At 45.9% G+C, this 22,017-nt stretch carries 20 protein-coding genes; 9 read left to right on the forward strand and 11 right to left on the reverse strand.

Translation table 11 applies throughout. The annotated features are described in order from the left end of the window. Positions 1–370: 370 nt before the first annotated feature. On the forward strand, positions 371–910 hold the full coding sequence (locus tag LP667_RS12270) for a dihydrofolate reductase family protein (protein WP_021732263.1): 540 nt from the start codon (positions 371–373) through the stop codon (positions 908–910). A 100-nt stretch (positions 911–1,010) separates the two neighbouring features. Here LP667_RS12270 and LP667_RS17090 read toward each other — a convergent pair whose 3' ends face one another. From LP667_RS17090 to LP667_RS12280, 3 genes are read right to left on the reverse strand one after another with little or no spacing between them, the layout of a single operon-like run. Beyond that, positions 1,011–1,955, reverse strand: coding sequence for an IS3 family transposase (locus tag LP667_RS17090; RefSeq protein ID WP_225428816.1), 945 nt, complete (start codon positions 1,953–1,955; stop codon positions 1,011–1,013). After that, positions 1,892–2,419, reverse strand: a complete 528-nt coding sequence (locus tag LP667_RS17095) for a helix-turn-helix domain-containing protein (protein ID WP_054519414.1) — start codon at positions 2,417–2,419, stop codon at positions 1,892–1,894. Before LP667_RS17095 ends, LP667_RS17090 begins: the two co-directional genes overlap by 64 nt. Positions 2,420–2,476: 57 nt before the next feature. Beyond that, positions 2,477–3,643, reverse strand: a complete 1,167-nt coding sequence (locus LP667_RS12280; protein WP_021732264.1) for a cation:proton antiporter — start codon at positions 3,641–3,643, stop codon at positions 2,477–2,479. A gap of 195 nt (positions 3,644–3,838) precedes the next feature. Here LP667_RS12280 and LP667_RS12285 point away from each other — a divergent pair, with 195 nt between their 5' ends. Together LP667_RS12285 and LP667_RS12290 are read left to right on the forward strand one after the other, a co-directional pair. Further along, complete coding sequence (locus tag LP667_RS12285) at positions 3,839–4,516, forward strand: YczE/YyaS/YitT family protein (protein ID WP_021732265.1); 678 nt, start codon at positions 3,839–3,841, stop codon at positions 4,514–4,516. Between the two features lie 68 nt (positions 4,517–4,584). Next, complete coding sequence (locus tag LP667_RS12290; protein WP_021732266.1) at positions 4,585–5,511, forward strand: AEC family transporter; 927 nt, start codon at positions 4,585–4,587, stop codon at positions 5,509–5,511. Positions 5,512–5,820: 309 nt separating this feature from the next. On the opposite strand, the gene LP667_RS12295 is transcribed toward LP667_RS12290, so the two are convergent. Further along, positions 5,821–7,224, reverse strand: a complete 1,404-nt coding sequence (locus tag LP667_RS12295) for an aspartate ammonia-lyase (RefSeq protein ID WP_021732267.1) — start codon at positions 7,222–7,224, stop codon at positions 5,821–5,823. Between the two features lie 513 nt (positions 7,225–7,737). Between LP667_RS12295 and LP667_RS17285 the strand changes: the two genes are divergently transcribed. After that, positions 7,738–7,869 (forward strand): hypothetical protein, encoded by a 132-nt coding sequence (locus LP667_RS17285; protein ID WP_021732268.1) that lies wholly within the window; start codon positions 7,738–7,740, stop codon positions 7,867–7,869. A 515-nt stretch (positions 7,870–8,384) separates the two neighbouring features. On the opposite strand, the gene LP667_RS12305 is transcribed toward LP667_RS17285, so the two are convergent. Together LP667_RS12305 and LP667_RS12310 are read right to left on the reverse strand one after the other, a co-directional pair. Continuing rightward, positions 8,385–9,572, reverse strand: a complete 1,188-nt coding sequence (locus LP667_RS12305; protein WP_021732269.1) for an MFS transporter — start codon at positions 9,570–9,572, stop codon at positions 8,385–8,387. A gap of 118 nt (positions 9,573–9,690) precedes the next feature. Beyond that, positions 9,691–10,353: an HAD family hydrolase gene (locus tag LP667_RS12310; protein ID WP_033609581.1), complete on the reverse strand. Its 663-nt coding sequence runs from the start codon at positions 10,351–10,353 to the stop codon at positions 9,691–9,693. Positions 10,354–10,564: 211 nt separating this feature from the next. Between LP667_RS12310 and LP667_RS12315 the strand changes: the two genes are divergently transcribed. Beyond that, positions 10,565–12,049, forward strand: a complete 1,485-nt coding sequence (locus tag LP667_RS12315; protein ID WP_021732271.1) for an MDR family MFS transporter — start codon at positions 10,565–10,567, stop codon at positions 12,047–12,049. Next, the gene (locus LP667_RS12320) at positions 12,046–12,546 is read left to right on the forward strand and encodes a DUF4811 domain-containing protein (protein WP_021732272.1); all 501 of its coding nucleotides are present in this window, start codon (positions 12,046–12,048) and stop codon (positions 12,544–12,546) included. The genes LP667_RS12315 and LP667_RS12320 overlap by 4 nt, the downstream gene beginning before the upstream one ends. A gap of 55 nt (positions 12,547–12,601) precedes the next feature. Here the strand turns inward: LP667_RS12320 and LP667_RS12325 are convergent, their stop codons facing one another. Together LP667_RS12325 and LP667_RS12330 are read right to left on the reverse strand one after the other, a co-directional pair. Continuing rightward, positions 12,602–13,159 carry a GNAT family N-acetyltransferase gene (locus LP667_RS12325; RefSeq protein ID WP_021732273.1) on the reverse strand — a complete coding sequence of 186 codons (558 nt, stop codon included), beginning with the start codon at positions 13,157–13,159 and terminating at the stop codon, positions 12,602–12,604. A 76-nt stretch (positions 13,160–13,235) separates the two neighbouring features. Further along, positions 13,236–14,246 carry a YeiH family protein gene (locus LP667_RS12330; RefSeq protein ID WP_021732274.1) on the reverse strand — a complete coding sequence of 337 codons (1,011 nt, stop codon included), beginning with the start codon at positions 14,244–14,246 and terminating at the stop codon, positions 13,236–13,238. Positions 14,247–14,362: 116 nt separating this feature from the next. Here LP667_RS12330 and LP667_RS12335 point away from each other — a divergent pair, with 116 nt between their 5' ends. Further along, positions 14,363–15,190 carry a LysR family transcriptional regulator gene (locus LP667_RS12335; protein ID WP_021732275.1) on the forward strand — a complete coding sequence of 276 codons (828 nt, stop codon included), beginning with the start codon at positions 14,363–14,365 and terminating at the stop codon, positions 15,188–15,190. A 94-nt stretch (positions 15,191–15,284) separates the two neighbouring features. Here the strand turns inward: LP667_RS12335 and asp1 are convergent, their stop codons facing one another. Together asp1 and LP667_RS12345 are read right to left on the reverse strand one after the other, a co-directional pair. Then, positions 15,285–16,793: an accessory Sec system glycosyltransferase Asp1 gene (gene asp1, locus LP667_RS12340; RefSeq protein ID WP_021732276.1), complete on the reverse strand. Its 1,509-nt coding sequence runs from the start codon at positions 16,791–16,793 to the stop codon at positions 15,285–15,287. Continuing rightward, positions 16,790–18,334 (reverse strand): glycosyltransferase, encoded by a 1,545-nt coding sequence (locus LP667_RS12345; protein ID WP_021732277.1) that lies wholly within the window; start codon positions 18,332–18,334, stop codon positions 16,790–16,792. Before LP667_RS12345 ends, asp1 begins: the two co-directional genes overlap by 4 nt. Before the next feature lie 308 nt (positions 18,335–18,642). On the opposite strand from LP667_RS12345, the gene apf (LP667_RS12350) reads away from it, so the two are divergent. Next, on the forward strand, positions 18,643–19,635 hold the full coding sequence (gene apf / locus LP667_RS12350) for an aggregation-promoting factor (RefSeq protein WP_021732278.1): 993 nt from the start codon (positions 18,643–18,645) through the stop codon (positions 19,633–19,635). A gap of 483 nt (positions 19,636–20,118) precedes the next feature. Continuing rightward, positions 20,119–21,201, forward strand: coding sequence for an aggregation-promoting factor (gene apf, locus LP667_RS12355; protein WP_056988594.1), 1,083 nt, complete (start codon positions 20,119–20,121; stop codon positions 21,199–21,201). A 180-nt stretch (positions 21,202–21,381) separates the two neighbouring features. On the opposite strand, the gene LP667_RS12360 is transcribed toward apf (LP667_RS12355), so the two are convergent. Beyond that, entirely contained in the window at positions 21,382–21,906 is a 525-nt protein-coding gene (locus LP667_RS12360; protein WP_033609583.1) for a bifunctional transcriptional activator/DNA repair enzyme AdaA, read from the reverse strand. Between the last annotated feature and the right edge of the window lie 111 nt (positions 21,907–22,017).

Here is a 22,017-nt window from a genome sequence, read left to right on the forward strand (position 1 = left end):
TATTCTTAGTTAAGCGGGTAGCTGTTAGCCATTCAAGCGACTTCCTAACACGTGCTCGGTACCAGCGAAGTGTATGCCATTGTTCAACTTCAATTTGTGCCCCCACAGACTCAAGACTGCAAGGATCGGCATAACAGCATGCATGCTGGCGAACAACCTCAGGAACCGCCTGTTTAATCAGGCTTCATACTAAATAATAACTAGCACCTCCGAATTGCACCCACTAGACGACTAACAATCCTAATACCGCAACCTAGCAGCCAAACAATGTCTCTTAATTATGTTACTGAACTTTTACCAGAGTTCAGTAAGTGTACAACTGGAAAACATGGTACAATATGACTACTAAAGATAAAGTAGGTGTCGAAACATGCGTAAAGTTCAGTTTTACGGGGCCATTTCAATTGACGGTTATCTAGCCACAAAGGATAACCGCTTAGACTGGTTGTTCCAAACAGCCGGTGCTAGTGATGCCCCCACCGAAGCATTTATGCAGCAAGTTGATACCGCCATCATGGGTCGCCATACTTACGAATACACGATGGAACAAACCACTGATCAACTCATTAATCCATATAATCCGGCGACCCGCAATATTGTTATGACTTCACAACCACATACTGGTGACGAACGTACTCAATTCACTAACACGCCTGTAACCGAGATCGTTGAAGAATTACGGCGCGCCGCGGGCCATAATATTTGGATCGTTGGTGGTGCAGGTGTCTTGATGCCGCTTTTGGCTGCCAACTTGATCGATGAACTATACATCCAGATTGCGCCAGTCATTTTGGGCGATGGCATTCCACTATTCAACGCCATTAACCAACAACAACGTTTTGAGTTGGTAACCACCAATCAATACGGTCAACTCGCCGAGGTTCATTTTCAGCGATTAAGTGTTGACTGATCGCCAAGTAGAACAGGACCGGCTTATTTGCAAAAATTGCAAATAAGCCGGTCCTGTTCAATCGACAACTAAAGTGAACCCTTAAAATTGGACAACTTTATTAAGCTGCTTTCTGGACGGTAAGTTCCCGGTATTTTATCGGGGACTTGCCGTCCAGTTTTGTTTTGATGCGCCGATGATTGTAGAAGTCTATCCATTCGTTCATAGCTTCGATAAGCGCTGTTTTGGTCTCAAAATGTTCATCCATAACCTCGACTTTCATAATGTGAAAAAACGACTCCATGGCGGCGTTGTCGAGACAAGTGGCTTTACGCGACATACTCTGAAATACATGGTGCTCTTTAAGCGTGTTTTGCCAGTGGCGATGCTGATACTGAAACCCTTGGTCAGTATGGACAGTCGTCCGATAATCTAACACCGGTATTTGATTTAGGGCTTCTTTCAAAGGCTTTAAAGCGAATTCAACGGTCGGGTGGTCACTGATATTGAAAGCCAGAACCTCTCCATTGAAGAGGTCGAGGACTGGTTCTAAATAAACCCGTTCATTTTGGCTTTGGTTCCCATATCGAAATTCACTGACGTCGGTGACTAACTTCTGGTAAGGCCGATCTGTTTTGAATCGTCGCTTAAGTCGATTTGGGGCGATGACGCCAACAGTTCCCTTGTAAGAATTATACTTTCGTTTCTGCCGATTAAAGGCGCCACATAGCCAGTCTTGTTCCCGCATAATCCGTAAGACCCGCTTATGATTGATTTTAAAGCCATAAGCGTCATGTAAAGCACCGGTTATTCGTCGGTACCCGTATTTCCGAGTATATTTTGGATCTTGTTGACGAATCTCATCAATTGCCTGAATAATTTGTGAATCATCTAAGTTACGACCACGATGCTCCTTAGCATAATAATACGTGCTGCGAGGAATACGAACAGCCTTAAGAACTAGTTTGATGGAAACTTGAAAATTCTGCCTTAACTCGTCTACTAGTTCGATGAGTTCGTGTGTTTTGACTTCTTTCGTGCTAAGGCATCGAGTTTTTTTAAGAATTCATTTTCTATTTTTAACATTTGATTCTCTTGTTTTAGCTGCTTCAATTCTGCGGCTGGAGTCTGTGGTTTTTCAGGTTTGGGGTTGTTCTGCTTGTGTTTGGCCATGGTCTTAGGATTCCCTCGTTTGCACTCAAGTCCCGCTATTCCAGATTCCTGGAAGTGTTTTTCCCACTGCCAAATCGTACTTGGCGACGACAAGTCAAAGTGTAAGGCAGTCACTGGAAGCGAAGCTTGATTTCGTTTCCTCCAGTTTAATACATCGACTTTGAACTGACTAGAATATTCTTGGGACATTGACCGGTCTTTTAGACCTTCAATACCTCGCCGCTCAAATCGATGAACCCAACCCAGAATGATTGCATGATTGCTAATGCGATACTTCTTAGCTAGAGACGGTGAACCTTTACCAGATAAGTATTCAGTAACGACCTTTATTCGAAGTTCTAAATTAAATTTTGACATAGTAAAACCCCCAAGGTTAGATTTGGTGTCCAACCTTAGGGGTTCACTTTAAACTTTTTATCCTTCAGCTTGTTTTTTGACTGCTTGACGCAGTAGTAACGGTGCAATCAGCGTCGTTAAAATAATTGCCGTGATGACTGCTGAATAACGATCAGCCGACAACAACTTTCCTTGATAACCAATCTGTGCAATAATCAATGCCATCTCACCACGCGAGACCATCCCAGCACCAATCTCATAACCACTCAACCAAGTAAACCCTGCTAACCGTGCCCCGACTCCGGCCCCTACCAACTTAGTCGCAATCGCTGCTACAGTAATCACTACAATAAACCAAAAGTCATTTAAAAAACCGTTAAATGACATATTCAAACCGATACTAACAAAAAAGACTGGAATAAATACGGCGTTACCAATTGGCTGAATATGCTCATCAATAACTTCGTGATAATCAGTCTGACCAACCGCGATACCGGCAAAGAAGGCGCCAATGACGGCACTCAAACCAATGGCATCTGCTAAGTACGATAAACCAAAGCAAATCACTAACGACATCAACGTAATTGATGTTGGCACTAGCAATGCGTTCCCTACCGCCATCAGGTGCGGTACGACCCACTTCACTACAAAGTACAGCGCTACAAAGAAGGCTAATTGAATTGCTAACGAAAGCCCCAAGTTCGTGGATGAATGACTCCCGCCACCACTAACCTCACTGCCAAACAAGCTAATCATCAAACTCAGGATCAAGACGGCTAAGACGTCATCAACCACCGCCGCACCTAGAATTGTCGTTCCTTCTTTACCATCCAATGCGCCCAACTCTTTGAGCACTGCCACGGAGATTGAGACCGACGTGGCCGCAAACGTGACACCTAAAAACAAACTTTCAGTAGCGTTAAGGTGAAATAACTGGCTGCACCAGTCAATCACCGCGATGGGTAGGACCACCCCTAGTACAGCAACTAATAGACTGGGGCGCCAATACTTCTTCAGTAACTTCAAGTCACTTTCCAACCCAGCCATAAACATTAAAATAATGACGCCAAGTTCCGCAAAGTCTTTAATAAAACTCGTTGCCGAGACCCACCCTAATACTGCAGGTCCTAGCAGAATCCCACTTAACAATTGGCCAATCACCGCAGGCAGGCCCATCCGCACACTCAGATGTCCAGCTACTGCTGTAACAATTAAAATCAACGCTAAACTACCAACATAATCCATTAAAAGCCTCCTAAAAAAGGGCACTTCAAGCTCCGACTACCCAACCCAAAAGTAGTCCGAATTCTTGAAGTGTCCTTCAACCGTAAAATCTATTGTGCAATCAGTATAGCATATTTTTCAGAGTCTGACCGTGACATCCGCTCGTGAAAGCGGTTATAATAAGCCATATACTGTTAATGGAAAGGTCGCTTAGTCGTGTTGAACATCTCTGATTTTCGTCAACGTTTTATATTTTTAATCTTTTCCATCCTATTGAATTCCGCTGCCAATGCACTCACTATCGCAACTAGTCTGGGGAGTGCCGTCTGGACGGGCTCTAGTGTCAACCTAGCTGATTGGACGCACATTTCATTGGGGACGACACTATTACTATATGGGGTCGTCGTTACGATTCTCAATCAGTTGTTACTCGGTCATTTCGATCGCCGACGCTTCATCTCCAATTTACTTTATATCGTCCCGTTTAGTTATCTCGTACAATTTATCGGTTACTTCTGGGATTGGTTACAAATTCCAGCGTTGCCCTTGATTCCACGGTTGATCCTAAACGTGCTCGGCTTATTAGGCGTGGCAGCCGCCGTTTCGATTTATCAACGTTGTAATTTAATTCAACATCCAAACGATGATTTATCATACATTTTACGGTTTCGGTTTCTACATGGCTCTGCCATAATTGCCCAGTGGACGAGTTACTTACCACCACTAACAATCATCATAGTATCATTTTTTGCCACGGGACACTTGCGAGCTATTGGCTTTGGAACGGCCTTTGCTTTGATCGCACAAGGCGCCATCATGGGCTGGTCAGATAGTCATGTCTTCCCACACCTCAAGCATCACGTCGATGTCGCCCAAGCGCATCATCCGGCCTAAAGATGTGTTGACAAAGCTCATGCTTAACCCCAATAATGAGACTATTCTAATTTATTGGACTGAAGCAGATGAATCTAACACAATTAACGAGTCAAATTATCTTAATGTTTATCCTCATGCTAGTCGGCTTGCTTATTAATAAGCTTGGCTTCATGCACGCCCAGACTTCCACCGACTTAACGAATATTTTGCTGTACATCGTCTCTCCCTGCTTGATTGTCCAAGCCTTCGAAAAGACGTTTTCAGCCGACCGCTTGCAAATGCTGGCCCGAGTCATTGTCGGAATCGTGATCATTTATCTCATCATGATCATCGTGACCCAATTACTCTTCAAACATGTGGCTGATGGCAATTTACGCCGTATCATGCGCTATGGTTCTGTCTACTCTAACGCTGGCTTTATGGGAATACCGCTAACAAGTGCCCTATTTGGTGCAACCGGCGTCTTCTTTGCAGTGGCATCATTAGCGGCCTTTAATATTTTCAGTTGGACGCACGGCATCAGTCTATTTACCGGCCGTCACGGAAACCGCCGTGACAACCTCAAGCAGATCGTTTTAAATCCCAACATTATCGCCATCATTGTGGGCCTACTCATTTTTGTCACGTCGTTTAAATTGCCAACGATTGCCAACAGTGCCGTCAAGTATGTCAGTTCAGTCAATACGCCGTTATCAATGATCGTCATCGGCAATAGCTTAGCGGACGTTAAGCTTGATCGGACGACCTTGGACAAGCGACTCTGGCTCGTGATTTTACTACGTAATTTACTATTTCCGTATCTGGCAATCGTCGTCTTACAACTGATGGGGATCAGTGGTATCCCATTGTTTACCACCGTCTTAATGGCCGCTTGTCCAGTAGCCGGAATTGTCGTCTTGTTCTCCCTCAAGGTTCACGGCAATCCAGGCCCCGCCGTGGCGCTAATGAGTATTTCGACGATTTTAAGCGTTGTCACGATTCCAATCGTCTTTGCTTTGGTTAATCTGCATTAGCTACTGTTACAGCCAGTTTTCCAGTCTACACAATAAGCAACTAAACGCGGGTAACTGCGCCACGCTTGTGCATGGATAAGTCTTGCTATTTCTAAAAAATAACGGCTGATGTGGACCAAACAGACCCAATTAACTGCTAGCCCCCAATTGTTGGGAACCCGCTAAGGATACAAACCGAATAGGCGCATCAAGAATTAACGATTAATTCTTGATGCGCCTATTGAGATTTTATCCAGATACTTGTCACTTTTTTGAGCTATCGAGTCGCCCGACACCTATTTTAAACATCATCTCAATTAATAAGTATCATCACGATTTCGCGACGATTCGGGATCTAGTCACATCTTCTTGCCGTGGCTGCATCAGTCCCACTGGTGAAAATAGCTGATCAACCAATTCGTCACTGAGTAACTGACGTCGATGCAATAATTCAGGAATCGCTTGGTTAGTAGCGAGGGCTTCTTTAATCAGCGCGGTGGTCGTCTCGTAACCAAGGTATGGTGCCAAAACAGTTGCCGTAATGGCGGAGTGCGCCACTTGATCCGCACAGCGCTGACGATTGACCGTCAATTGCCGCACACAGTGATCGACCAATGTTTCTAAAGCTCGCTGTAAATGTTGCTCACTGGCTAACAACGCTCGCAACATAATCGGTTCAAAAGCATTCAATTCCAATTGCCCCGCTTCAGCCGCCATCGTTACCGTCGTATCATGACCAATCACCTCAAACGCAACTTGGTTAACAACTTCCGGAATAACCGGATTGATTTTGCCGGGCATAATGGAAGAGCCAGCTTGCTGCGCGGGTAAATTCAATTCACCAAAACCGGCTTGCGGGCCACTCGCCAACAATCTTAAGTCATTGCTAAACTTCGAAAGGTCAACGGCTAACGTCTTCATGGCTGCGGAGAATTCCACGAACAAATCACAGTTCTGCGTTGCATCAATCAAGTCCGGTGCGGCTACCAAGCCTAAGTCAGTATTTTGATTTAATTTCACCAAAATTTGTTGTTGGTACGTGCGGGTCGCGTTGATACCAGTGCCGATTGCAGTCCCCCCCAAGTTCACAATCCGGAGGTGTTCCCCAGCCTGCCGTACGCGGGCTAAATCACGCTTGAATAATTGATAATAAGCATGAAAGGTCCGCCCGTACGTCGTTGGAACCGCATCTTCCAGTTGGGTCCGACCAACTTTGATGGCATCTTGATAACGCTGCGACTTAACCAGTAACGTTTGTACCAACCGGCTGAGTGCCGTTAATAATCCTGGGAGCTGCATGCAAAGCGCCATTTTACCGGCCGTTGGAAAAGTATCATTGGTTGATTGTGATTGATTAACATCATCGTTGGGATGAACGGCAACTGCCGGCATCAACCGGTGGGCTAAATTAGCGACAACCTCATTGACGTTCATATTAGCCGAGGTGCCAGCACCCCCCTGAATCGCGGGAACAATGAAGTTATCCGTATAACGCCCCAGTAGCAACTGGTTACATGCCGCAATGATGGCGTGCGCCTTGTCAGCAGATAAAGTCCCGCTGACCGCATTCACGCTAGCCGCGGCCTTCTTAATTTGAACGAGACTTTGGATGATCAGCGGATGCATCAGTTCCGTTGAAATCGGGAAATTATGAACGGCACGTAACGTATGAATGCCATACAACGCATCATCCGGAACAGCTAACTTACCAATACAATCAGCTTCAATTCGCATAGCAAAACCCTCTTATTTAGATTTCATGTAACATCTTCTAACATGAATGATTAGAGTTTAGACCATTTTTACTAAAATACAATCCTTTTAATTGATTTACGACTAATATTAAGTCTAACATCGATTATGGTTAATATTCATTAAGCTCATCATCGGCATACTTCATATTAATTAACTGTCCCCTACTGCCAGCGCCTATACCAATTATTAAGTTATTACACAAACATCAATAGCCCGCTTGGTATCAGTATCGTGCCAGTCATTTTAGGACTAATCATGATTAAAACGTGCCAGGTTTAGATTGTTGTTCGTCAGCGTGTGTGCGTCCTATTCCGACCTCCGGGGCTGGGTGCCAATTGCTGGAACGTAGCCGACGTCGATTTGAGCTAACGCCCAACCCGCGTCATCTCAAATACGAGTCTTATTCTAAGCCGGAAGGAAATCACTTCCAGCTAAGAATAATTTGGCTACTGAGCATTGTCACCCAGCCCCTCCAGTCGGGAAGTCGCTCGAATGGCTGATGAACGACCGCCTAATTTGGTCCAATGGGTCGCTGACCATTTTGATACTGGAACTTTAAACAAAGCGTTAGGTGCATTAGAACTTTGTCGAGAGATTAAATCTTACTACACGATTCAGGATTAGTGAGCTGGCTCAATATCATTTTCAGTCTGACAGTTGATTAGCAAAATTATCGTTTATGAAAAACAATGACAAATCCAGCAAAATTTGGGTACGCACATGTCTGCCATTCGAATACTATCCCGACTGGAAGGCGTTTCAGCCAATGCTCAGCGGTGCAAGAGTGTGAGGTTCAGACGGGTTGAGACCGAGGATTAGCCTAGCTATGACGTTAAGCGGTGAATTTCCGCTTGGCGCCATAGCGTCCCTAACCGGAAGTCTCAGTCTGACCTGAACACGTTTCACCAATATGGATTAAGGCGTGGAAGACCAGTATTTAAGACGTGGGTTGCGGCTTAAATCTGTGTCCACCGCGTTCCAGCAATTGGCAGAAATGCCTGGAAGTCGGTGTAGGACGCACTACCTAAGCAAGTTTACGCCCACTCGCACCTGTTTCCAGCGGTTTTTAGCTGGCCGTTTTTGAACTTAAAAAACGACACGTTTTAATCATGATTCATGACCGATTAACTAATACACTGCTAATGTTGCGCTTGTCGTGTCACCACCCGTGGATAATGAACAAAGTGGGCATAAAAGCCAATCATTAACACGACGACCGCTAACCCGCAGACGCCGTTCCAACCAGCTAAATCCCATAAGACATTGCCACAAAATGAACCTAGGGCGCCACCCATGAAGTAGCCAAACATGAATACCGAATTGAAACGGCTACTGGCATGGACATCGATGCTTTGAATCCGTGTCTGATTCGCGACCTGCCCGAATTGAGTACCTAAATCAAGAATGACAATACCAATAATTAACCCCACCAAATGCGTACCACTCAGCCAAAACACTACGTAGGCTAATGTTGATAACACTAGACCCAAGCCGATAATCGTTCGGGGCCGAAAACGATCAGCTAGACGGCCAATTAAAGGGGCTGCTAACACACCGGTAACACCTAGCAACGCAAGCAGACCAGCTTCACGACTTCCCCACCCGTATTGATGTTGCAAGTAAAAGACGAGTGTTGCCCAGAAAATATTAGAAACACCAAACAAGACAAAGCCGTTAACAGCCGACGCTCGCAAAACCGGATAGCGTTTTACTAACTGGGGCACTGTCTGAATCATGGCTTTATAATTCGTGGTATGTGTCGTCACGGGATCATGCGGTAATTTTCGCCACAAGACGAGCCACAATCCTGCAATCAAGATAGCGGCAATCAGATAAACCATCTGCCAAGGCAAATAGCTCGCAAGTACCCCACTGACAGTTCGTGATAAGAGAACCCCAACGAGTAAACCACTCAGAACGTTGCCCAAGACTTGACCGCGCTGATTACGAGGCGCGAGAAAGCCGGCGTACGGAATAATGACTTGCGGTGCCACTGAGGTTATCCCAATCAATAAGCTCGCCAAGGCATACACCCAAATATTGGGTGCCACGAAGGCTAGTAACGCTGAAATGATTGCGAGTACCAGTAAGCGCATAATCAACGTTCGGCGATTCATGATATCACCCATAGGAACAATTAACAGTAACCCGAAGGCATAGCCCAACTGCGTTAGCATTGCTACCGCGCCAATAACGGCATTTGGAAGATTAAACTGCTGTGCAATGTCAGCTTCAATTGGTTGAATATAATTAATATTAGCCACTACAATGGCTGCCGAAATCGCCATTAATAGGACCGTACTTTTATTTAAAGATTTTGAATTCACGTTAATTTCCTTTCCAACTTTGAGATTTAACAGTCTAGTCAAAATTAGAAAGCTTGTTCGACCCTAATAATCAGCCAGTGCTTTAACTGCTGATCAACGGGGACACTACCGCGCACGCTTACTCGACCCACTGCTTAGCAGCGGCCAAATCAGTAACCATATGGGTCGGCCGTTCAGCACTAGTCGGTTGTCGCTGATCACGATTAATCCAAATCATCGGCCACTGCATAGCACTGGCTGGAACAACATCGGATTCATAGCCACGTGCAATGTGCCAATGATTATCTGCCGTTAACTTAAAACGCTCTTGAACAGTTTCAAAGAAAGCTGACGCTGGTTTGTAAGCCTGAACATCTTCAGCCGTAACAACCGCTGTGAACGGCACCTTTAAGGCAGCAATGTTGGCCGGCATAATATCCCATGATGAGTTCGACATAATAATCAATTGATAGCCCAATTGCTGCCACGCTGTTAAGGTCGGTATAACGTCGGCGTATGGTAATAGGTGTCGTTGCACTTCCAGACATTCCACGTAATGACTTTCAAAGAAGTGTCCTTGTTCAAATAATCGATCTAAATGTTTCAGGTCAGCCCGGACTAATGCTGAATAATCTAGATAAGGGTGGACGCTAGCGGGATCGTCCTCATAAGTCGCGTAGGCTTTGCGAACCGTCAGTGGGTCTAAACCAACCGCTAAGCCTAAATTAGCCACCCATTGATACAACGGTTCAGTATTAATTAACGTCCCGTAACAATCAAATGTTAAATATGTTTCTGTCATCTTTTCAACTTCCTTACTGAATGTCGATGAATCATGCTGGCTATTATTAGCATGACTCACCATAAATTAAATAATATTATCTATTCATTTTACCACGACATCGACCATTCAGTTGACCACCCCAGTACCAATTAATAGGCCTAGGACCTGCATCGTGATATACTTATTGATTGTGCATTATTACAGAATTCATAAAAGAAAGGACGGTATTATGCCAACTCAAAATTCAACGTTACCGCTTGATGCCAATGGCCAGCCTTATCACCGGACTTGGCTCGTATTGACCTTGCTCGTCGGGACGTTCACTACCTTCATTACCCAAACCCTGTTAACGACAGCTTTTCCAACGTTAATGGCCGATTTTCATATTTCAGCAACCGCCGTTCAGTGGTTGACCACTGGTTTCATGTTAATCATGGGAATCATGATCCCCGTCAGTGCCTGGTTGCTGACCCGAATCAATTCCAAGTATCTGTACTTAACAGCTATGTTTATTTTTGGCCTTGGAACCACGCTGGCGTACTTTGCCGTCAACTTTCAGATGTTGCTAATTGCCCGAATGATTCAAGCTATGGGCGTCGGCATTTCCGCACCAGTGTTCCAAACGATCATGTCTTCAGTTTATCCACCCGAAAAGCGGGGCTCCGCAATGGGCACAGCCGGAATCGTTATTGGCTTAGCGCCCGCCATCGGACCGACACTCTCTGGTTGGATTATTGATAACTATTCTTGGCGAGCGCTCTTCTTATTCATTCTGCCAATCAATATTATGGTCATCATCGTTTCATTCTTCACTTTACGGAAAGTCTTACCAACTTCCAAACAACCAATCGACTGGTGGTCAGTCTTGATCTCAACGATCGGTTTTGGCAGTATGTTATACGGCTTTTCATCCGTTGGTAACGCTGGTTGGGGCGACCCGGTCGTCCTCACAACTTTAGTCATTGGCCTGATTTTCATTGGCCTATTCGTCTGGCGGCAACTTCACATGGATCAGCCATTATTGGAATTACGTGTCTTTAAGATTCCGGCCTTTACCTTATCCGCCATCCTGACCGCCCTCGCCTATATGGCTATGATGGGCGTCGAAATGATTTTGCCAATGTATATTCAAACGGTCCTCGGTCGTTCAGCGATGGATTCTGGATTGATTTTATTACCTGGCGCAATCATGATGGGGATTATGAGTCCGATTACTGGGCGCATCTTTGACCATATCGGTGCTCGCAGATTAGCAATGACGGGCATGTTACTCCTAACGCTAGGAACTGCTTTCTTCCTATCAATCAGTGCCACGACCCCGATCTTATGGATTATCGTTGTTTATGCTATTCGGATGTTCGGCCTGACCATGGTTACCATGCCCGTCACAACGACCGGGATCAATGCCTTACCATTCCGGTTGATCTCTCATGGGACCGCCGCCAACAACACCCTACGTCAAGTCGCCGCTTCAATGGGGACGGCCGTTTTAATCAGTGTCTACTCCAGCGTCGCCAAGTGGCAAATGCCGGGACACCAATTACTGACACAGGCACCCTTGAAATACCGTCAAGCGGGAATCACAGCTACCTTGACTGGTTATCATATGGCGTTCGTGGTCTCACTCATTTTTTGCGCGATCGGCTTTGGGATTACCTTCTTCTTAAAAGCCAACCACTCAACAACTATTAGTCAGGAGGATGATGCCGCATGATTATTGTCCTACTAATCCTTGCAACCTTTGTCTTTGCTGGCACAATGATTTTTTCACCAGCAGGCCGCAACCGCCTAATTGCCATTATTATTAGTGGCCTGATTATTGCCGCTAGCCTCATCGCCCTCGTCCTAAACGACAATTACCATTGGGGCATGCACGAGGTCACCCGCACGCAGATTCAAGATTTAGCCCCGCTAAAATCCAAACAAGCGGCGTTGCGGGTCCAGCAACTCGGAACAGGGTCTGAACGCGTCATCAGTTACCGGGTTGCAGCCGCCACTAAAGTCAGTCACACGGTGACCGCTACCACCACGACAACTAAGCTAACTAGTGGTGCCCCCGCACAAATCCAAATAAAAACCACGACTTGGCAGTTTAAGAATCACCTGACACGCGTTTTATTTAGCCTAGGAAATACCAAGACAAAAATTGTCCAACGACAATATTTGTTTACAATTCCTAAGACGTGGCAAGTGGTGACAGTTAAAAATTAAGCGTTAATAAAACTGACTAACCATCTAGGCTAGTCAGTTTTATTTTGTCTAATAATCACTTGCGGCGACTTGCTAGCCAATCGACCGCTGACATCTGATACACATTCTCATCATGATTGCCATCCAATAAGTGCTGACCATCTGGATGCTGGATCAAAAAATCAAAGCCCACCCGTTGTGCCACCGCATTGCTTGCCTGATTGTCCACCGCCGCACGAATCCGCAAATATTGACGACGATACTGGTTAAAGCCCAAGTCACAGACACCACGAACGACTGCCGTCATGACGCCACGCCCCTGAAACGGTCGCCCCAGCCAGTAACCGACGTTGGCACTGTGGTCGCTATCATCGAAGTGGTCACAGCTAACCATCCCCGCAACCCGTTGTTCAACGACAATGACTAGGTTGAGCGCTTGTGCTTGTTGTAACTGAGCTTGTGCCGAAGTTAAAAATCGTTGTTCATCCGCCACTGTTTGAATCTTAACCACCCACGACAAATAATACTGATACTGCGCACGATTAGCTGTTAATAATGCTAGTAATGCCGGCGCATCGCTTTGGGGTAGTGGTTCTCGCAGTTCAATTCTTGGTGTGACTTGATAAGTTAGCATGGTGTCCCTACTTTCTTGGATGAAAAATCGCAATCATGATTAACCATGATTGCGATTTGAGTGTATTAAAACCCAATTAATGTTGCAGTAATAACGTAATTAAAATCAAGGCGCTGACGACCTGAATCGTCCCCACACCTAAGCCATACAGTGCTAAGCGCTTGCCAGCTTTCATAAAGTTAACAAGATTCAAACGTAACCCGATAGCCGCTAACGCAATGATTTCAAACCAACTACTGATCGTATGAGCCGTCGCACCAACCATTGCTGGTAACGAGAGCAAGCTATTTAAAGCACATAAAATTAAGAATCCGGCCACGTACCAGGGCAACCAATGACCGTTGCCATTGCCACTGACGACAGCATCTTCAGCCAGCTCATTCTCAATTGTACGTTGGTGTAGCCGGCCAAAAATCAAAACAACAACGACTAACATCATAATCCGCATAATTTTAAAAATCGTTGCGAACTGAACCGTTGTTTGGTTGACCATACTAGCTGCGGCCACTACTTGCCCAACTGATTGTAAAGTTCCCCCAATCAAGGCTCCTTTAAGAATGACACTGCCACCAAAAACCGCCATCCCTAGAACCGGTAATGTTAACATCAGGACTGTCCCCATCAAGTTGACTAGGGTAATGACGGTCCCCTTATCATCTTCATCCGCGTCAATAACGGGTGCGATTGATGCAATCGCTGACGACCCACACACGGCGTTACCGCCAGCCATCAACATACGCACCGATTGGCTGAACCCCAACTTGCGCCCTAACCACAAGGCGCCGACGATCGTAATCGTCATTTGACACAGAATGAAAAGCACGCCGAAACCACCAATTTTGCCGATTGTCTGTACGGTCATCGTCGCGCCGAGCAGCATTACGGAATACTCCAACAACTTACTTTCCGCAAACTTAGTCCCCCGACCAAGCTGTGGTTGTTTCAAAAACGTGTTGCCGCCAACGATTCCTAATAAAATCGCGATAGTGGCCGCACCTAACGCTGGCACAAATTGCGCCAATCCCTGACTAATAATTGCAATGACCAGACTGGTCACTAACCCCGGTAAAATCCCTTTGACCTTCATTCGCTTGCTCCCATCTCTATCTCGATGCTTTTAAGTATACGAAAGTTATTTACATTTGAGAAATAAATTATTATGATAGTTACTATTAATAAACATAATAGTTAGAGGTGGACACAATGTTTAAACAATTAGAAACGTTCTGTGCGGTGTACGAGACCCGCAACTTCTCCCATGCTGCCGAGCAACTTTTCATTTCCCAGCCGACCGTCTCGACACAAATCAAACAACTTGAAGCCGATTTGCAAACCACGCTCTTTACACGTAATGGTCGCCAAGAAATCGTTCCTACTGCTAGTGGCCAGCTCCTCTATCAACAGGCTCAAAAGTTGTTAACAACTTGGGCCGCTACCAAAACAGCGGTGCAATCACCACGCCACTTAGTGAAAGTCCCTTGCCGGATTGGCGCCTCACACACAACTGGGCGTCTGATTCTACCGACCTTATTAGCCAATTTGAGTGCCGTCAGTGATCGCTTTGACTTTCAAGTGACGCTTGCCAATTCGGCCGAAATTTTGACTGCCATGTCCCAACACAAACTAGAGTTTGGTTTAGTTGAAAAGCCACTCGTTACTGACCAGCTCAATCGCTTGCCATTTGGCCACGATGAGCTTGTTCATGCGGGCGATTTCGCCAGTCCCCTCTGGTTGCTACGCGAACCTAATTCTGGTGTTCGCCATTATACCAACGCTTTTTTAAAGGCTCGCAATATTCAGCCAGCCCAAGTCATGGTGATCCATAGTAACCAAATCATTGCGGACCTTCTCGCTCATGGGATCGGCCAAACAATTATTTCGCGTCACGTTCTAACCGCCGATGTTCCTGTCGAACGGCTAAGTGCTCATTATCAGCGCCAATTTTTCTTGCTGACCAACACGCAACCGGCAGCGACACTGCGCCCCGTACAAGCAGCAATTACGCAATACCTAACAACGTGGTCAGATTAACGGCTCCCGTTTTTATTAAGAATTTATTTAGTAATACTTTTTGACATTAATATTGAAAAATGGCCTGACCACTAAAGTCAGACCATTTTTCTATTTACTGAACAACCGGCTGCCACTGTTGCCAAACTTGTTCATCAGCGTATTGTTCACTACTCCGATAAGCACCCTTGCTCAGTCGTTGTTGACGTTGCGGATTTTCAAGCGTCCGGGTCAACGCCCTGACAAGTTGGTTGACGGCACCATCCGTGACCAAATATCCATTCTTGCCATCCTTCAAAACATCTTTCGGGCCATAATTAATATTGTAAGCAATCGCTGGAACGCCATGACTAAGGGCCTCAACTAATGATAATGGCTGTGCATCACTTTCACCCGTATAAACGTAAGCGCCAGCTTGATCATAAGCATTTGTTAAGTTCGGTTGATACCCAGCAAGAGTCACCGCTGCCTCTAAGTGCAACTGGGCCACTTGCTGTTTTAAGTGGTCCAGCTCACCACCATACCCGTAAATCACCAAGGTAGCATCCGGAATCTTATGGTGCACTTGGTCAAAAGCCGTCACCAGCTGATCGACGCGCCGTTCAGCATCCAAACGCCCCGTATAAATAATTTCATGCGCGTGGCGATCACTGATATCAATTGGCGTACGTTGGGCTTGCTGCTTGGAAACCACGGCTGCTGATATCGTCAGGATTGGGATACTTGGTTGACCACCAAGCCACTGCGTCAAATCCTGCTTCTGCTGTTCAGTGCTCGTGATGACGCCATCCCAGGCACTCAAAAATTCGTGTAATCCATAAACATACGCGTTATTCAAATTAGAATAGACCTGATCACGCGGGTCCACCGCATGCGGTGTCGGTAACCACAAATATTTTTTAGCCGTCGTCTGCATATTCACCACCGGCCACTGAGCAGCTAATGGACGATCAGCAATAAAGACATTGTTTTCATCATATTGCTTGTTCAATTCATCTAGGAAGAACCGGTACCATTCCTGTTCACCGTTAAAGTAGTAGTCGCGGCCATGATAATCTAGCAAGTGGCACAGCGAAACATAGTTAGTTCCATTGCTATCATGCGCATAATATTGTTCGGCCAGCCGACTACCATCTGGACGATAAAAAATATCCGTGATTGGTTCCCCCGCTGACGAGAAAAATTCGTCACGGGCCTTGAAGCCCCGTTCATCATAGTCGGTTCGCTGAACTAAATTGTGGAATTGGTCAAAAATTTCAATAAAGTACACATGGCCCACCGTACTTGGCACAAAATGGACCTTAGCAATCAGCCGATCACCAGCCCGCACCTCACTGACGTTAGGGTCCGGCTTAATATCATAAGCAGCTGGCCAATTCAGATCAGCCATCTTGATGATCCGACTGGAAAAGCTAGTCGTTTCACGGAAAAAGTCAAACAAGTTGGCCATCTGATCATCGGCAATATTGAAGCGCCGCATGTTTTGATGCAGTAAACCATCGAATTGTCGCGTCACTAGTTTAGCCGGTGCTTGATGATTTTTAAACAACTGGAGCCGTTTGAATTCGGCATGCTCTACGCCAGAATTTAACGCCATTAAATACTGATTCACAAAAAAATTCATCGCTGCGTTGCCCCCTCAACTTGATAAAAATCGGCTGCGGCTTTCATAAGTGGTTGCCACTGTTGCCAAACGGCGGTCGTACTAAAACGCTTGGCATCTTGATAAGCCTGTTGACTATACGTAGCTAACTTTTCCGGCTGTGTCAATAAGTCAATCATCGCCGTAGCTAACGCATTCTCATCATTAACCGGTACCAATTGACCGTCGTGACCGTCACGAATAATATCCCGCGGCCCATATTTGACATCATAAGCAATCTGAGGCACCCCGTGGGCTTGGCCTTCAAGTAAGGCGAGTGCAAAACCTTCTGCCCGCGAGGTGAGCATCGCCAGCTGAGCATCATTATAGACAGTCGTCAAATCCGTCGTGTAATCATTAAACGTCACTGCCGATTGCAGTCCCAGTTGTTCCACGAGTTGATGTAGCTGCTTGCCCGTATCGCCATTCGCATAGCCCCAGAAATCAAGGGTTGCATTCGGCACTTGTGCCAACACCTTTTTGAACGCCCGAATCACCTGATCCTGTTGCTTTTCTTCGGCTAAACGCGCCACAAAAATAATCTTACCAGCGGTACGCTGATCAAAAGCGGGCTTGGGCGCGTTCAAAGTCGCGTCATCGACAATCCCGACCGGAATCGTATAAACGGCCGGTTGGTTGCCAAAGCGGGCTTGAAAGTCAGCAGTTTGTTGCTGAGTCGACGCAATGACACCGTTCCACTGATCCAGGTTATTGAGTGCATAAGCATAGTTAAAATTGAGACCAGCCGTTTTCGGATGCGCTGGATCATTAACATGATTGCTGTGTAGGTGCATGACTTTAAACGCTTTAGTCTGCATGTGGAGCGCAGCGTAGGCCAATTCATAAGTCCGATCAATGACAAAGACCGCATGTGGCGTCGTTCGATTAAGTTCATCGAGGAAAAAGGTCGTCATCGCCGTCTCACCGGCAAATGACCAGTCCTGCCCCTCATAATTAATGAAGCGATACAGTGAATTTTGCACCTGACTTTGTCGATCTGCCATATGAAAGGTCTGATAGACGACCTCTCCGTCCGGATTAAAGACTTGTTCACTTGCCACTTGTCCATCAGCGGCATAAAACTGTTCAAGTCCTTTGAATCCCCGAGTATCATACCAGTCAGTCTTAACTAACTTGCCATTTTGGTCGTAATATTGAACATTGTTCAGTTGTTTTTGCGTGTTCAGAAATGTATTAACCTTCATTAATAACTGGTCATTTTGATAGACCTCATAATGACGCCCAACGGGTTGCACACGTAAATTTGATGCTAAGTGTAAATCTTCAATCGTCACTTTTTTAGTTGGTTGTTTACTTGAATGTTGGATAAAATCAAACAAATTAATTTGATTTTCAGCTTTAATTCCCGCCGTTTTCAACGTCTGGTGTAACGATAACGAAAAGAATCGCGTGACCATCTTAGCAGGAACGTGATGCTGGTTAAAAAGTGCCAGCCGTTTCATCTCAGCATGTTCGATTCCCGATTTTTTCGGGTTAATGCTGGTATTCACAAAATAATACATTATTACTCGCTCCCTTACACAACGTTCTGCTTAACGGTCTCGATTATAACAAATTTTACTGAATTAATAAGAATATCGCTCACCGCTTTAAACCATTTTTTAAATTACCTTCTGAATTTTACCGCGAGTGTGATGATAATGTGGCGAAAAGATGATGAAAGTGTTAACTTGTTACACCATGTTACTTTGTTACAAAAATAGCTCAAACCGTAATCTGTTGTTTATTGCTTTGCAATCTGCGGTCGGTATACTAATCACCATTCAATCGAAATAACAACACAATTTTTATAGGAGTGACTGATTAACTTATGAAAATTAAAAATGCCTTATTAACTTCATTGGCAGCTACCGGTCTGTTAGCCTTAGGTACTACCGTAGCTAATGCCGATACCGTGGTTGTTAAAGCTGGCGATACCGTCAGCGAAATTGCTTTAACGCATAAGACGACCATCACAGCGATTCAGAAAGCCAACCATTTAAAGAACGTTAACTTGATCTATATCGGTGACAAACTGGAAGTCAACGGCAAGCACCATGCAACCACGGTTACTACCCAAGTACCAACTAGTGCTGCTTCAAGTACGGCTAGTTCGACCAGTACCAGTACTGCCAGTGCGGCGGCCACTAGCGCTAGTACTCAAAGTACCAGCAGCACAGCCGTAAGTAGTAGTACGAGCACATCAACGGCCAGTGATGCATCCAGCACCGCTACCAGTTCGTCAACAACGAGTGCTTCAAGTAATGCCACTAGCTCATCAACCACCAGCGCTGCGTCAAGTAGCATGACCAGCACATCTACCGCTAGCGCCGCGTCAAGCAGTGCCGCCAGTTCGTCAACTAGCAGTGCCGCGTCAAGTAGTGCCACTTCAAGTTCTGCGACGAGCCAAGCTAGCACCGCGTCAAGTGCAACTGCTACTTCCGCTTCCATGACGAAGCTGAGCTACAACACGGCCTCCAGCGCCGCAAGCACGAGCACCGCATCCAGCAGTAGTGCCACAACTTCAAGTAGCACCGCCACGACTAGTAGCAGTACGACGACCGCTAGCAGCAGTTCGTCAACAACTAGCACATCAAGTAGTGCTGAAGCTGCCGCGAAAGCTTGGATCGCCAACAAAGAATCTGGTGGTTCATACACCGCATCCAATGGGAACTATTATGGTAAGTATCAACTCAGTAAGTCACTGCTAAACGGTGACTACTCGGCTTCTAATCAGGAAACAGTCGCTGACGAATACGTGGCTTCTCGCTACGGTTCATGGGTAGCGGCCAAGGCCTTCTGGGAAGCCAACGGTTATTACTAAACAAACCCATGCACAACTGAACATACAATCAGCGCGGTCCCTAATGAGGGGCCGCGTCTTTATTTTCCCACTAGTATGCACCATCAGGCTATCACAAACCATTATCAAGCCACACAACTAACTTTCATTCCGACTATTCACCTTGTCACTAAGACGCTAGTCCCCCAACTAGTTTGAACGCGTTCATCCCCTTAGTAGCTCATCATTCGTTGATTTCCCTTACCTTGTTACCAATTACTACTTGTAGACGGCCATCTCAGTCACCATCATCACGTTACTCAGGTCAATACATTGACACGCTCGTCATTAAAATAACGTTGCAAATTAGCAGCAATGTAAGCGCTAATCTGTTACACTATGTCTTAATCGGACATGCTTTATTTGATAAAAAATCCGTCGGTGAGCAAATTGCGCTTAACGAACCGCTTACATGATGGTAAACTTTAAAGGAAGTCTATTCTAGTTTGGGAGTGAATCAATTATATGAAAATTAAACACCTATTATTATCTTCATTAGCGACAACTGGTGCCATTGCCCTTGGTGCTACCGCTGCTAAGGCAGATACGGTGACGGTCAAAGCTGGTGACACGGTCAGTGAAATTGCCGATAACCACAAAACCACGGTTGCTGCCGTTCAAAAGTTGAACCACTTGAAGAACGTCAACTTAATTTACGTTGGGGACAAACTGCAAGTCAATAAGCACCAGACGGTTAAGATGACGCGGACCACTACTTCAGCAGCGACTCCAACTACCACCGCTACAGCAACTAGTACAAGCACTCAAATCCATGCTAATACAGCCAGTAGCGCGGTAAGTACCGATACCACTTCGACCGTTAGCCAAAGCAGTACGAATCAAGCTAGCGCCAGTTCAGTGACTAAGGCAACGAGTCAAAGTACCACGGCCGTCGTTAGCCAGAGTAGCACTAGTCAGGCAAGTGCCAGCTCAGTCGCTAGTGCGACGAGTCAAAGTGCCACGTCAGCTGTTAGCCAAAGCAGTACTAGTCAAGCCAGCGCTAGTTCAGTCACTAGTGCCGCTAGCCAGAGTACATCAACAGTCGCCAGTCAAAGCAGTACTAGCCAAGCTAGCGCTAGTTCAGTCACTAGTGCAACCAGTCAAAGTGCCACATCGGCAGCTAGCCAAAGCAGTACTAGTCAAGCCAGTGCTAGTTCAGTAAAAAGCGCGGCTAGTCAAAGTACGACGGCAACTAGCCAAAGCACCACAACTACCGCTAGCTCAGCAGCAACCAGTAGTGCAACTACCAGCAGCACAACTGCCAGTCAAGCTAGTTCAAACACAGCTAGTTCAGCGACGAGCACAACGACTAGTTCGACTAGTACATCTGAAGCTGCAGCCAAGGCCTGGATTGCTGCTCGTGAATCCGGTGGCTCATACACCGCAACCAACGGAATTTATTACGGTAAATACCAACTTGGTAAAGTTCTCTTGAATGGTGATTATTCTGCTGCCAACCAAGAAGCGACTGCCGACGCATACGTCGCTGGTCGTTACGGCTCATGGACCGCTGCTAAAGCGTTCTGGCAAGTAAACGGCTGGTACTAATCAGTATCTGCAATTATTAAATTTAGCTATATCATAACCTCAAAGCTAGCGCAAACAGACCATCGTTTGCGCTAGCTTTTTAGCATTTCACTTATGTCGTACAACCACGCTGAACTGGTTGGTATAACCATGTTCTTTAACAATATTTTCATTTCAGTTCAAAGACTTGGATTAGTCATGCTAGCATTGTTGTCGGAATTGCCGTGGCGTTTGTCGATAAGCCTGCTTAAACTGCGTACTAAAATAGGCTGCCGATTGAAACCCACAGGCTGATGCAATCGTGGCAATTGGTTGATCAGTAGTTGTTAACAAATCGCGGGCATGTGCCAATCTGATTAACCGCAAATAGGCCATTGGTGTTTGCCCTGTCTGTTGTTGGAAAACGTGGTGCAAGTAAAACGGCGCGCCATGTGCCCGTTGTGCTAACTCGCTCAGCGTTAACGGTTCCGCATAGTGCTGCTCAATAATTTGCTTGATCGTTTGTACCCACTCGCTAGCTGCTACAATGGTTCCGGTTGGTCGACAACGCTTGCAGGGACGAAAACCAGCCGCTAGGGCACCATCAGCATTGTTAAATAGACGTACATTGGCCCGCTTAGGTAAACGTGAGTGACAGCTGGGTCGACAAAAAATCCCCGTACTCGTCACACCATAAAAAAACTGACCATCCGCCGTTGCATCGTTGTTACAAATAGCTCGCCACATGACATCGGCCCTTGTTAAATTCTCCAATCCCCGCACCTCCGCTTCCTGATGACTATCAGTATACGCGCAAAGTTTAATCAGTGCGCTAACCAAGGATTAAAAAGCAAGATT

Source organism: Lactiplantibacillus paraplantarum, from assembly GCF_003641145.1.
In the GTDB taxonomy this organism is placed as follows: Bacteria; Bacillota; Bacilli; order Lactobacillales; family Lactobacillaceae; genus Lactiplantibacillus; species Lactiplantibacillus paraplantarum.